This window comes from Bacillus sp. SJ-10 (assembly GCF_002843505.1).
Taxonomy (GTDB): domain Bacteria; phylum Bacillota; class Bacilli; order Bacillales; family Bacillaceae; genus Bacillus; species Bacillus velezensis.
The window spans coordinates 1,487,660-1,499,961 of record NZ_CP025258.1 but is presented as its reverse complement, the minus strand read 5'-3'; the positions used below and the strand labels follow the sequence as shown (position 1 = coordinate 1,499,961).

Sequence of the window (12,302 nt, the reverse complement as noted above, 5' to 3'; positions counted from 1 at the left end):
CTTTTTCATTCATTTTATTATAAAGGAAAAGCCGGAGAATTGATACGTGCGTATAGGGAAGAGGCGTAAACGCGCCGATCTTCCCTTGTGCACATTATTCATGAGCCGCTTTTTGACGCTCTGTTTTTTCCAGAGAAAGCGAGCGCATTTTTTCAATCTCAGCTTCCACCTCATCTGAATATTGGGAGCGGCTGTATTCTGTGTTCGCCTCAGCTGAAGTACCGTATTTGACACGGACTTCCATTTCTTCAATGCGGCTTTCCATTCGAAGGAACTCTCTGTAGGCGCTTTCGCTGTCAATTTTGTCGAAAGAAGCGTTCATATGTTCCTTCGCATTTGCCGCGTTCGCGCGGGCGATGAGCGCCTGTTTTTTATCCTTTACGTCGCGGAGGCGCGTTTCTAAAGTTTCCAGTTGCTCTTTCAGCTCTGCCAGCTGTGTTTTCGCCTGCTCATACGCTTTTTCATGTTCGGCCGCTTTTCCCTCAAGGTATTTCATTTCAGTCAGCGCCTTTTTCGCTAGCTCCTCTTCCCCGGCGTCAAAAGCAAGCTGAGCCTGGTTTTTCCGTTTTGCCGCCGTTTCGGAGGCGTCTTCCTGTTTTTTCTTAAACTGATGAACGATCGTGTGCTGTTTGACAATCGTTTGTTTCGCCTTGGCGATGTCACTTTCCATATCACGCACATATTGATTCAGCATGACTTTCGGATTTTCTAATTTATCAAGCCCTTCGTTAACAGATGCGACGAACATATTTCTTATTCTTTTTAAGACCATTTTGTCTTCCTCCTTATTTTTTCTTCAGAAATTCTTCCCATTCAGAGTCAAATCCGGATTGATAGCCCGGTGATGCCGCTTCCGGTTCATACTGGCGGGAAGCGGTGTCTGAGCCGCCCTGCTTCATCATCTTCCACCCGAAATACACCATGGCGCCGGCCAGTCCGATCGCAACGATAAATGGAAGAGAACCGACGAGAATCATAGCTCCGATGACGCCCGCGATGATACCCGATACCGCCCGGCCTTTTGAAAAACGTTTGATTCCCCAGTAAAGCATCAGGCCTCCGATCGCCAGCGGGATGATAAATGCGAAATGGCCTCCTCCGAAAAAGACAGAAAGTCCGAACACAATCAGCAGAAAGCCGCCTGCCGTTTTACCATTTATATTCATGCAGATCCTCCTTTCGTTTTCCTTGTCTTTACTATAAACAAATCCCGCGGCCGGCAAAACGAGTCAGAGATTGATTTTCATATCAGACCGGAGTCGTATAAGCCCCCGGACCTTCGCATAAAAAAAACGCCGCTGCACCGGACGGCGCAGGGCGTTTTACGAAAAATCTATATTCTGATGCTCGCTTCTTTTTCCCTGATGAGATCTGAGCGTTCGGCTTTGGCCAGCTTCGTAAAGAACAATATTCCGAGACCGGACAGGACTTCAACGAGACCGCCGGCGGCAATGACTTTTCCGGGACCGAAGGCGTTAGCCGCATATCCGCAAAGAACCGCGCCGAGCGGAATGGATATGTTTGAAATCATATGGATGACAGCATAGACTTGCGGCTGGTCATCATGGTCCACAGACGTCTGAATAATCGTATATTCCGGCACATTAATCGCGCTGACGGCAGATCCGAACGCAAACGCGGCGAGGAAGACGAGCGGCAGAAAAGTGTTGAGGCCGGTGATAAAAAATGCCGCTCCTTCTATGATTCCCGCTGACACAAACAGGAGACCGTATTTGTTTACCTTCACCTTAGCCAAAATAAAACCCATTAAAAAGGCTCCGCCCGTTCCTGTCGCTTTCAAAAGCGAGTAGATGATCGGCGGCATGTTTAAATCTTCGGCGACATAAACGGCAGAGAGCGCCTCCCACGGAGCGGCCGCAAAATTCATGAAGATACAATAGATGGCGAGCGGGTATAAAATCTGGTGTTTCCTGACCAGAACGAAACCCCGTTTGAGCCTTCCGAAATACGTCCCGCGCTGTCTGACGGCGACGGTATCCTGTTTGGCATGCCGGACTTGGTATGACATAAAGAGTACGAGAAAACCTGATAGAAGATAGAATATAAGAGCGATAAACAAAGAATAAGCGGGACTGATAAATGTTAAGAACACCCCGCTCAGCGTAATGGCGGCAAGCCTGACGATCTGGCCTGATGACTGAATGACCGCATTCGCTTTCTGCAGGCTGTTTTCTCTGACAATATTGGGGATTAGCGAGATGGATGCAGGATTATAAGCGGCTCCCGTGGCTGAATGCACAATCATGAGAAGCATGACAAACCATAAAGGAGAAAAACCGTTAAAATAACAGATCGGAATAATCAGCACGACCGCCGCGCGCGTGAGGTCGGAGAAATACATCCAGAATTTCAGCGTATGCTGCTTCATAAAAGGCCCGGTAATCGGCGCCAGCATCGCCTCCGGAAGGAACGTGACCGCAATGAGCAGGGACGTGCCGATCGCGCCTTCCCCGTCAAAAATCAAAAACCATAGAATGGAATTAAAGGCAAAACCGTCGCCTGACAATTTAACCAGCCTTGAGATAAACAGAAGGGTGAAATTTTTATTCCAGATGCTCTCGCTCTTATTATATGTATCCATCTATCAAATCCCCCATTATTTTACAATGTTTCTTATAATATCTCATTTTTTAATTTTTCAGTCAATAATTCATAAGATACATTTTCCTCCTGTCAATAAAGGTTCAATTGATGGATATCTCTATAAAAAAACAGCCGGCTTGCTGCTGCCGGCTGAACAAAACATTATTCATCATCACGGAATACCGCGGCGCTTCTTTCATACTCTATATCCTGAACGCCCTGTCTTGCGTTAATCGCTCTTGCCGCCGCGAAAAAATAATCAGACAGGCGGTTCAAGTAACGCATCACCGTATCGTTTATCTCTTCTGTTTTGCCCAGTTTCACGACGAGACGCTCAGCCCGTCTCGTGACGGTCCGCGCGATGTGAAGCTGAGCAGCCGCCTTATGCCCGCCCGGAAGAATAAATTTCTCAAGCGGGGGCGCTTCAGCCGTGTAACGGTCTATGCAGTCTTCCAATGCGGAAATAGATGTCTCTCTTAATGTATAGCTTCTATGTTCAGAAACCGTCGCCAAGTCGCCGCCGCAGTCAAACAGCTCATGCTGAATGTTTCGGAGTTCGGCTTTCACATCACCGCAATTCTCACAATCATCAAGCTCCGCAAGCGCAAGCCCGATAAAGCTGTTCAGCTCATCAATCGTCCCGTAGCTTTCAACCCGCAGATTGTCTTTATCCGTTCTGCCGCCGATCAGGCTTGTCTGTCCTTTATCGCCGGTTTTCGTATACAGCTTCATCATTGTATTCCTCCTTCTTCCGCCGCTTTTACACATGCCGCGGTTCCTCTTCTAACGGCTCTTTCCGCTTGAGGGACGTCCATCGCCTCTCCTGTCTGCAAGGCACAAATGACAATGTCGCCTTTTGCCTGTCTGCCGGAAAGAGCCTGCATTCTCGCTTCTGCCGCTGCCGTTAACAGCCGTACAAATCCCTGTTCCGATAAACGTCCGCTGATCAGCACCCAAACGGTATGCAGCGCAGTCACGGCAATTGTGACCGAATCAAACGTACGGCAGATCAAACCAGCGGCCGCTGAGCCGGAAAGCCGGCGGCTCCACGAAAATCCCGGGCCGTCAGATGCGGTTGTCAACATTCTGAACGGCCGTTCTGTATGAAGCGTTACGGTATTTCCGCTTTTGTTTATCAGAGAGGCGAACGGAACGTTGACAGGCTCTCCTTCCTGCCGCGCTTCCGGCATGAAAGCGATCAGCGGTTTCGGCGACGATTGCTGGGCAACAGCGCTGACGGTGATACCGTAAATGTCTTCAATCGTCTCTTTTTTCAAAGCCTGATCCGGCGTCTGCTTCGGCAAAGCGCGTCCGTCTTTCATCATCAGGAGCTGATCACAATATTGGCCTGCGGCGTTTAGGTCGTGAAAAATACTGATGACCGTCAGGCCTCTTTCTCTCGTCAGCCGCTTCACCGTATCAAGCAGGTCTTTCTGATATTTGAGATCAAGAAAGGTCGTCGGCTCATCCAGACACAGTACCTCCGGCTGCTGAGCCAGCGCCTGCGCCAGATAGACGCGCTGCCGCTCCCCGCCGCTCAGATTGCGGACGGATTGCTGCGCATATCGGTCGATGCCCGTCATTTCCATCGCTTCCCGGACAATGTCTTCATCATGTTGATCCATCTGTCTGAAGAGTCCTTTTTGATACGGGTATCTGCCGAAGGACACTGTTTCCTTAACGGTAAATGTAAAAGCTTGCTCCGTATGCTGCGGCAAAACGGCCATGATTTTCGCAAGCTCCCGCGGCTTGTATCCGCCGACGGGCCTGCCTGCTACGAGCACCTCGCCTTTTGACGGAGAGAGCATTCCCGTCAGCAATTTCATCAGCGTTGTTTTTCCCGAGCCGTTCGGACCAAGTATGCCGACAAATTCACCTTTTTCGGCGGTAAAGCTGACATCTTCCACAATCATCCGGCCTCCGTACCCGCCGGACAGGCTGCTCACCCTGATCATAAGCGTTTCCCTCCATGATGCTGGCGAAGCAGAATCAAGGCAAATACAGGCGCTCCCGCCAAAGCCGTCATAATGCCGATCGGCAATTCGACAGGCTCAATGACGGTGCGGGAAAACAAATCCGCCAAAATGAGAAAACCGGCGCCCGTCAATGCTGACAGCGGCAGTAAATGGCGATGATCCGTCCCCCATAAGAGCCGTGTCACGTGGGGTATGACAAGGCCGACAAATCCGATCGTCCCCGAGACGGCAACCGCTCCTCCCGTCAGCAGAGATCCGGCGGCGATCATCAGCAGTTTTCTTTTTCCCGTACTGACGCCTAACAGCCTTGCCTTTTCTTCTCCATAAGTCATAATGTTTAATTCTTTGCCATTGATAAGCAGAAGCGCCGTCCCGGCCAGAAAAAAAGGCAGAAACAGCGCGACATAGCCCCAGCCCCTCATTGACACGCTTCCTAACAGCCAGCGGACAATCGGGAGCAGATCATTGCCCGTTAAAGCGATCACAAGCGAAATGAGAGCTCCGAGAAAAGAATTCATGATGATGCCTGTCAAAATGAGCGTCGAAACCGACATCGACGCATGAACGAGGCGGCTGAAAAACAGAACCGCCGCCATGACCGCAATGGCTGCGGCGATGCTGACAACCGGTAGTGTGAACCGGCCGATGACGGGTATCTGAATGCCGAAAAACAAGGTGATAACGGCTCCCGCCGAAGCTCCCGAAGATACCCCGAGTGTATAAGGGTCGGCGAGCGGATTTTTCAGAAGTCCCTGAAACGCCGCTCCCGCAATGGATAACGCGGCTCCGACAAGGGCAGCCAGAACGACTCTCGGCAGGCGGATATTCATCATAATATTTACATTCATAGGGTCAGCCGAGGATGTCCGGCCGATCCCGATCCAAAAAACGTCGGATAAAGGAATATGCAGACTGCCGATTGAAATGCCGAGTGCCGTACAAACGGCTAAAAACAGCAGGCTGACCGTGTAGGCCAGCGGGCGGTTACTTTTTAAACGTTTCAGGATAAACGCTTTCTGCAAGCTTCTCGACCCCTTTGACAAGGCGCGGGCCTGAGCGTGTGACAAGGTCAGGATCAACAGAATAGACATTGTGGTGTTTGACCGCATTGACGGCACCCCAGCCGGCGCGTTTTTCCACTTCAGCGGCCTTTACGCCGTCTGTCGTAATGATGACGTCCGGATTCATTTTGACAATTGCTTCATCCGTCAATTGCACCCAGCCGGTCTGGCTGCCGGCGGCGTTTTTCGCGTGTATATCTTTAAGCATTTCGTTCATAAACGTGCCTTTCCCCGTCGTGTAGCCGTCAGGAGACACTTCGACGAATACTTTCTTTTCGTCTTTTTCAGAAATGGCCGCCGCTTTCTTTTCTATGCCGGAAAGGTCGGATTTCATCGATTTGATCAGCTTATCCGCCTGCTTTTCTTTGCCGGCCGCTTTTCCGATCATACTGATAGATTTGTACACGTCTTGGAACGATTGCGCATCATTGACCGTTAAGACGGTGATGCCCGCATCTTTCAGTTGCTTCATCGCATCGGCGGAAGCGGACATAGAGGACGCGTGGGCAAGCACGAGATCCGGCTTCAGCGCGATGACTTTTTCAGCGTTCACATTCATATCTCCGACTTTCGGTTTTTTTACCGCTTCTTTCGGATATGTATCATTTGTCGTGACGCCTGCGACCTTATCTCCCAGTCCGAGCGCGTATGTAATTTCCGTATTGCTCGGCATGAGGGAAACGATTTTTTCCGGTGCCTGCTTTATGGTTACTTTTTCGTTCGCGGCATCCTTAATGGTTACCGGGAATGCTTCGGTTGAGACGGCTTTTTGTTTGGCCGCGCTTCCTTCTTCCTGTGCGCCGGAACAGCCGGCGATCACAAAGGCGGTGACCAAGAGCGCCGCCCAGACGGCAGTGATCTTCTTCATTCTTTTAACTCCCCCTGATTATGGTAAACGGTTGTCTCTTTGACATTCGTATCCTTTTTTCGCAGTAATTATACTATAAGTCTTTAAGGCTTGTATATCCGGCCTTTTTGCATGAAAGCAAATTGTTCGTACACACTAAAATTCATCATGTATACTGTTACACAATGGTGTAAAAAGGAGGATTATCATGGAATTACAGCTTGAACGAAAGCTCGTGTTGATTACAGGATCGACTTCAGGGATCGGAAAAGCCGCGGCAAAAAGCTTTTTAGCCGAAGGCGCCGAGGTGATTATAAACGGAAGAAAAACAGAAACTGTGGAACGGACGGTTGAGGAGCTTTCCGCTTACGGAACGGTCCACGGCATCGCTGCGGATTTATCGCGTCAGGATGAGGCGGATGACTTGATAAAACGCGCCGGCGGAATCGGGGAAGTCGATATTCTCGTCAATAACCTCGGCTTTTTTGAAGTAAAGGACTTCGCTGAGGTGTCTGATGACGAATGGACTCGGTATTTTGAAGTGAATGTTATGAGCGCCGTGCGCCTGTGCCGGCGTTTTCTGCCGCAAATGCTCGAAAGAAACAGCGGACGGATTCTGAACATCTCCAGTGAAGCCGGAGTCAAACCGCTTGCGCAAATGATTCCGTATTCAATGACGAAAACGGCGTTAATCAGCTTGTCCCGGGGAATGGCTGAAATGACGAAAGGCACAAATGTCACGGTCAACTCCGTGCTGCCGGGACCGACATGGACCGAAGGCGTCGCTTCTTACATGGAAGGAGCCGCAAAGGCTGCCGGAGAAGACACGGACAGCTTCGTCCGGGATTATTTTAAAGTGAATGAACCGACATCATTGATTCAGCGCTATGCAACCCCGGAAGAAGTCGCCAATACGATTGTATTTCTCGCTTCATCAGCGGCTTCTGCCATTAATGGCACCGCACAGCGGGTTGAAGGCGGCATCATCCGCTCCATTTAACACAAAAAAGCCCGGCACAATGGGAACTTCCCCATATGCCAGGGCTTTTTTTTACATCATGCCTGCAAACGGAACCGGCTCCCAGCCGCCCGTCTCAAGCTCTGCTGAAAACAGGCCGCCCGCATGCGGCTGCTCAAGTCTTTCGGCTTCCGTCAATTTTTCCGTCGCGGTCGTAATGTATAACGTGTTCAATTCTCTGCCTCCGAACGCGCAGCAGGTGACGTATTTCGCCGGAACTTCGATAGATGCAATTTCCTTATGCAAAAACGGGTCAATCCGGACGGCACGGCCGCCTCCGAACAGAGCCACCCACAGCATTCCGTCACGGTCAATGGTCATTCCGTCGGGAGATCCTTGCGACTCCGGAAAGCGGTAGACCGTTTTCGGATCTGATACGGCTCCGGTTTCAGGATCATATGAATAACAGACGATTTCCTGCGTCGGAGTATCGATATAGTACATCAGGTTTCGGTTTCGGTCCCGATCCCAATCCAAACCGTTCGAGGTGGAGACCTGGTCTTTTATTTTGGCAAGGCTGCCGTCCGTATTCAGACGGTACAGCGAAGCCTCCTCTTCTTTGCCTTCCATGCTCGTCGTTCCCGCCCATAATCTGCCGGACGGGTCGCATTTTGCGTCATTGAAACGGATATCTTCCCGCATGTCTCTCGGCTGCTTCATCTTCGTCAATGTATCTTCCCGAAGATTGTACAGGTAAAAACCGTCTTTCATCGTCATCACCAGCTCTTCCTTTGAATACAAGGCCAGAGCCGTGACAAATGATTTGAATTTAACGGAACGGTTGATTCCGTCAGCCGGAGTGAAGATATGGAGCTGGCTGCCCAGTATATCCACCCAGTACAGGCATTCCTTATCCTTGTCCCATAAAGGGCCTTCTCCGATAACCGCTCTCGTATCTGCTCGTAATGCTGCTTCCATATGTGAACACCTCTTTTGCTTGTCAGTCTTCTATTGTTATTCCCGACAAAGCGGCGTCCAAACTCAATCTTTTTTAAAAAGAATCGTAATCACCGTTCCGGCGCTGATTCTGCTGTTGACATGGATGGTTCCGTTATGAAGGTGTACCAGCTCTTTGGCAATGGCGAGCCCGAGTCCCGTTCCTTCTGACGGCCCCTTCGTATTCGTTCCCCGGTAATAACGGTTAAACAGCTGGTGAATCGTTTCGTCGTCCATTCCTCTTCCGTTATCTTTCACCTTCAGAATGAGCTGTTCGGCTGATTCCTCAAGCACGACCCGAATGGCGGTCCCTTTCTTATTATGCTTAACCGCGTTTGCCAGCAGATTCTCCAGAATACGGCGGAACCACGCTTCATCAATGGCGAAAAGAATGTCTTCCTTTTTGGTTTCAAAGGCGATGTCATAGCCTTCCGAGAACGTATTTTTCGTGAAATCGTTCGTGACGTTTCTGATAAACGGCACGACGTTGATCAGCCGCCGTTCGATCGGGAGGGCCGCGTTTTTGAGGCGGTATGTTAAGTTTAAGTCCTCAATCAGCTTGGACATATATTCTGATTTTTCCCGGACGATCTGCCCCATTTCTTTGACTTCTTCCGGGGTCCAGTCGTATTGCTTCGATTCAAGCATCATGCTGTAGCCGTAAATCGTGCTCAGCGGGGTTTTTAAGTCATGGCTCAGCCCGGCGATCCATTCTTCCCTTGTCGCCTGGATTTTTTCTCTGTTTTTCTTATCCCGCTTCAGCGTGTCGGTCAGCTGATCCATCGATTCGAAAATCTCGGCGAAAAAGCGGAACGGCTGCTTTGTTTTGCCTTTTTTGTTTTTGCTGACCGGCTGTCCTTTGCGGTTCTTCGGCTCTTCAAGCCGGCCCTTTGATAAATTGACGAGCCATTTGATGGTATGAAACAGCGGCCAGCCGAAACGGAAAGAGTACCAGATGGTCAGGATGCAGATCATAAATACCAGGATTCCGATCAAGAGGAAGAGGGTTTTCATCACATTTCTCAAAAATGATTTGTTAAACTCGTGATCGGGGATGTACACGGGGTTCGGCACCGACGCGACCATCCATTTCGTTTTATCGAGTCTTTTAAAAGAAATTTCCCGTTTGTAATTCCACGGCTTGGAATTGTATTTCAGCAATTCAAGCTCATTGACGGTGTTCCGTTCTTTTTTCGTGCTGTTGATATCCCCGAGCAGTCTGCCGCTGTCTTCGAGAAGGTAGACCGCCCCTTTTTCCCGTTTAATATAATCAATCGTGCTCTTTTTATATTGAGAAAGGGAAGCGAGGGATGGCTCCTGTGATTCGATGTATGTGAGAAGCTGCTCACTGGCAGATTTCCAGCCGAACAGAATCAAATAGGTCTCATCATTTATCGTGACCGTCCAGTAATTCAGCTTGTAGTTGTCAAAATTCCGGTACTGGTAAATGGATAAGAGGTCTTTTCTGCTGTAATGGCTCGGGACGTCTTTCGGCACTCTGTACGCGTAGTCCGTTTTTTCATTGTCATTAATGATCTGCAGCCAGCCCTTCTGCTTTCTGACCGACATCTTTAAAAACTCATCGACATCCCATGTGCCGTCTTCATTTTTATCAAGCCACGCTTCAAACGAGTCCGCCGTCGCTTTGGTCAGTCCCGCATTGGCTTCCGCTTCGCTGAAACGCCAATCCAAATAGAAGAAAGAAGCGACGGCCAAAACGGACATCAGCAGGATGACAAGCAGCAGCTGTCCGAAAAAGTGGAGCAGAAATTTTCCGCGCATTCTCATGAGCGGGTTCCTTTTTCTCCTTGATCGGGAATAAACCGATAACCGAGGCCGCGCACCGTTACAATATAGGACGGATTGCTGGGGTCTTTTTCAATCTTTTCTCTGAGCTTGCGGATATGCACCATGACGGTGTTGTTGTCGCCGTAAGACGGATATCCCCATACTTTTTCATAGATCTGATCTTTTGAGAGCACCACATCAGGGTGTTCACAGAAATATTGAAGCAGCTGCAGAAGCTGTGCGGAGCAGCTGACGGGCTCGCCCCCGACGATCAGCTCGGCGTTTTGCGGTGAATAGGAAAAATGGCTGTATGAATACGTCTTTACCGCCGTTTTCTCTTCGCGCTTATAGGTTCTCTTTAACGTCGCCCTGATCCGCGCCGCCAATTCGAGCGGATTAAACGGCTTTGTTATATAATCGTCAGCTCCCAATGCAAATCCTGACAGCTTATCCGCATCAGAAGAACGGGCAGTCAGAAAAAAGATCGGAGCGTCGGTATAATTCCGGATTTCGGTGCATGCTTCAAAACCGGACATGCCTTCCATCATCACATCCAGCACGAGCAGATCCGCGGTTTCATGTTTAACAAACTCGATCGCTTCCTCAGCGCTTCCGGCTGTCTTAATGTTGTGATAGCCTTCTTTGACGAGAACGCGTTTGACCATATCAACGATCGCCTTCTCATCGTCTACAATTAAAATTGACGCATTTTCCACCTTGGACGTTCCTTTCTCTTTGTTTTTTTCATCATATCATTATATGGATAAGATTTGGTACTTTTTTAGTGCGGAGGTCTTGCGGGGAAACAGAAAAGAAAAACGAGACCGGACATCTCTTCTCGTTTTTCTCACGTTGTCAGAGCGGAATATCCATCATTCCGCCGCTTTTGTCAGGAGCTTTCATTTATAAGATGAAGAATAAATTCCCAAAAACCCGGCACGTCCTGGCATAACAGCATGTCCGCTTTTTCAACTATTTTAATCTTCAATTCTTGTTCAAGATCTTCTCTTTCCTGGTATGATGTATTGCTCAGTTTTTTTTTTATCATTGGCGAAAAACGCGAAATCAAAAGTTCCATTTCGTCGGTATCTGTGTTCTCTTTGTTGAAGTCAAATGGCCCGTTCACTGCTTATTTTCCCCCTTTTTTTTGCTTGTCCAGCTGCTTTCTGAGATTGTCGAGCCCCTTTTTATGAATATTAGAAATGTTCTGCCGTGATTCACCCAGCGACTCGGCAATCTCCTTCATCGTCGCTCCGTGAAGATAAATATTCGTCAGCACGCTTTTTTGCTTATCGGTTAACGTCTGAAGCGCTTCGTATAAATCACGGTTTTGGACATGCTGGCTCAAATCCCCCTGCTTCCGCAGAAACTCTTCATACGCGTCTTTTCCCATTTCATAGGGAAGCGCTTCACCTCCCTCCGGCTGATCCACCGTCAGCGGATAGCGCTTCTGATTTTTACGGATGCGCTTGTCAAAATCGATGGAGAAAATCCGGATCATAGAGTTCATATATTTGATGATCCGGATTTCCTTATAAAACTGTTTAAAATGGTCGTCCAGTGATTTTGCATCCTTCTCGTCTGAATGTTCCAGCACATTTTTAAATTTCTCGTAATGCTTTGGGTCACTTAAAAAATGTTTAACGATCGGATGTTTCATAATTTCCTTGCATTTTGACCGTAAAAGAACTTGATAGTCCATAAAACCGCCCCCTATTTAAATTAAATGAAAGAAAGCAAAAAAAAGTAAACTACTCCTTTCCGACTAAGATTCCGCACTCCTTATGTCCCGGATTTGCCGGAACAAAAAAAAGACCCTCAACCGGGATATCAGGTTTACAGGAGCCGCTCTTTCTTTCACTTATATACATGACTGCAGGTCAAGTCAGGAGGTGGCTGATAATGGATCAGGTTTTTATAGAAGAAACGGTCAGACAGATCGGCAATCTCGGCTTTCCGGCTCTGATTGCCATGTATCTTCTCACACGGTTTGAGAAGAAGTTTGACGCCCTGATCGAACTGATGACGGAACTGAAAGATCAGAAAATGAAAAATTAATTTTCACTCGAAGT

The 12,302-nt window shown here is 48.8% G+C and carries 14 protein-coding genes; 2 read left to right on the top strand and 12 right to left on the bottom strand.

Annotated features, from left to right (window positions below):
* Nucleotides 1-94: 94 nt before the first annotated feature.
* The 7 genes from liaH to CXL14_RS07540 all read right to left on the bottom strand — a co-directional run bounded on the left by liaH (nt 95) and on the right by CXL14_RS07540 (nt 6,509).
* Entirely contained in the window at nt 95-772 is a 678-nt protein-coding gene (liaH, locus tag CXL14_RS07570) for a stress responsive protein LiaH (RefSeq protein ID WP_007410057.1), read from the bottom strand.
* A 13-nt stretch (nt 773-785) separates the two neighbouring features.
* Nucleotides 786-1,166 (bottom strand): protein liaI, encoded by a 381-nt coding sequence (locus CXL14_RS07565; protein WP_007410056.1) that lies wholly within the window; start codon nt 1,164-1,166, stop codon nt 786-788.
* Nucleotides 1,167-1,333: 167 nt separating this feature from the next.
* Nucleotides 1,334-2,602, bottom strand: a complete 1,269-nt coding sequence (locus CXL14_RS07560) for an MFS transporter (protein WP_014418851.1) — start codon at nt 2,600-2,602, stop codon at nt 1,334-1,336.
* Nucleotides 2,603-2,766: 164 nt separating this feature from the next.
* Nucleotides 2,767-3,336, bottom strand: coding sequence for a cob(I)yrinic acid a,c-diamide adenosyltransferase (locus CXL14_RS07555; protein ID WP_017418941.1), 570 nt, complete (start codon nt 3,334-3,336; stop codon nt 2,767-2,769).
* Nucleotides 3,336-4,559, bottom strand: coding sequence for an ABC transporter ATP-binding protein (locus CXL14_RS07550; RefSeq protein WP_014418853.1), 1,224 nt, complete (start codon nt 4,557-4,559; stop codon nt 3,336-3,338). The genes CXL14_RS07555 and CXL14_RS07550 overlap by 1 nt, the downstream gene beginning before the upstream one ends.
* A complete protein-coding gene (locus CXL14_RS07545) occupies nt 4,556-5,602 on the bottom strand; it encodes a FecCD family ABC transporter permease (protein WP_014721787.1) in 1,047 nt (348 codons plus the stop codon). The genes CXL14_RS07550 and CXL14_RS07545 overlap by 4 nt, the downstream gene beginning before the upstream one ends.
* Complete coding sequence (locus CXL14_RS07540) at nt 5,565-6,509, bottom strand: ABC transporter substrate-binding protein (protein ID WP_015418191.1); 945 nt, start codon at nt 6,507-6,509, stop codon at nt 5,565-5,567. Before CXL14_RS07540 ends, CXL14_RS07545 begins: the two co-directional genes overlap by 38 nt.
* A 187-nt stretch (nt 6,510-6,696) precedes the next feature.
* Between CXL14_RS07540 and CXL14_RS07535 the strand changes: the two genes are divergently transcribed.
* A complete protein-coding gene (locus CXL14_RS07535; protein WP_101287750.1) occupies nt 6,697-7,488 on the top strand; it encodes an SDR family NAD(P)-dependent oxidoreductase in 792 nt (263 codons plus the stop codon).
* 51 nt (nt 7,489-7,539) lie between these two features.
* Here the strand turns inward: CXL14_RS07535 and CXL14_RS07530 are convergent, their stop codons facing one another.
* The 5 genes from CXL14_RS07530 to CXL14_RS07510 all read right to left on the bottom strand — a co-directional run bounded on the left by CXL14_RS07530 (nt 7,540) and on the right by CXL14_RS07510 (nt 11,890).
* The gene (locus CXL14_RS07530; RefSeq protein WP_101287748.1) at nt 7,540-8,424 is read right to left on the bottom strand and encodes an SMP-30/gluconolactonase/LRE family protein; all 885 of its coding nucleotides are present in this window, start codon (nt 8,422-8,424) and stop codon (nt 7,540-7,542) included.
* A 63-nt stretch (nt 8,425-8,487) separates the two neighbouring features.
* Nucleotides 8,488-10,230 (bottom strand): HAMP domain-containing sensor histidine kinase, encoded by a 1,743-nt coding sequence (locus tag CXL14_RS07525; protein ID WP_061862555.1) that lies wholly within the window; start codon nt 10,228-10,230, stop codon nt 8,488-8,490.
* Nucleotides 10,227-10,946 carry a response regulator transcription factor gene (locus CXL14_RS07520; RefSeq protein ID WP_003151779.1) on the bottom strand — a complete coding sequence of 240 codons (720 nt, stop codon included), beginning with the start codon at nt 10,944-10,946 and terminating at the stop codon, nt 10,227-10,229. The genes CXL14_RS07525 and CXL14_RS07520 overlap by 4 nt, the downstream gene beginning before the upstream one ends.
* Before the next feature lie 173 nt (nt 10,947-11,119).
* On the bottom strand, nt 11,120-11,308 hold the full coding sequence (gene rsoA, locus CXL14_RS07515) for a sigma-O factor regulator RsoA (RefSeq protein ID WP_205755620.1): 189 nt from the start codon (nt 11,306-11,308) through the stop codon (nt 11,120-11,122).
* Between the two features lie 51 nt (nt 11,309-11,359).
* Nucleotides 11,360-11,890, bottom strand: coding sequence for a sigma-70 family RNA polymerase sigma factor (locus CXL14_RS07510; RefSeq protein WP_099722002.1), 531 nt, complete (start codon nt 11,888-11,890; stop codon nt 11,360-11,362).
* Nucleotides 11,891-12,132: 242 nt separating this feature from the next.
* Here CXL14_RS07510 and CXL14_RS07505 point away from each other — a divergent pair, with 242 nt between their 5' ends.
* Nucleotides 12,133-12,288, top strand: coding sequence for a YvrJ family protein (locus CXL14_RS07505; protein WP_014418860.1), 156 nt, complete (start codon nt 12,133-12,135; stop codon nt 12,286-12,288).
* Nucleotides 12,289-12,302: the final 14 nt, after the last annotated feature.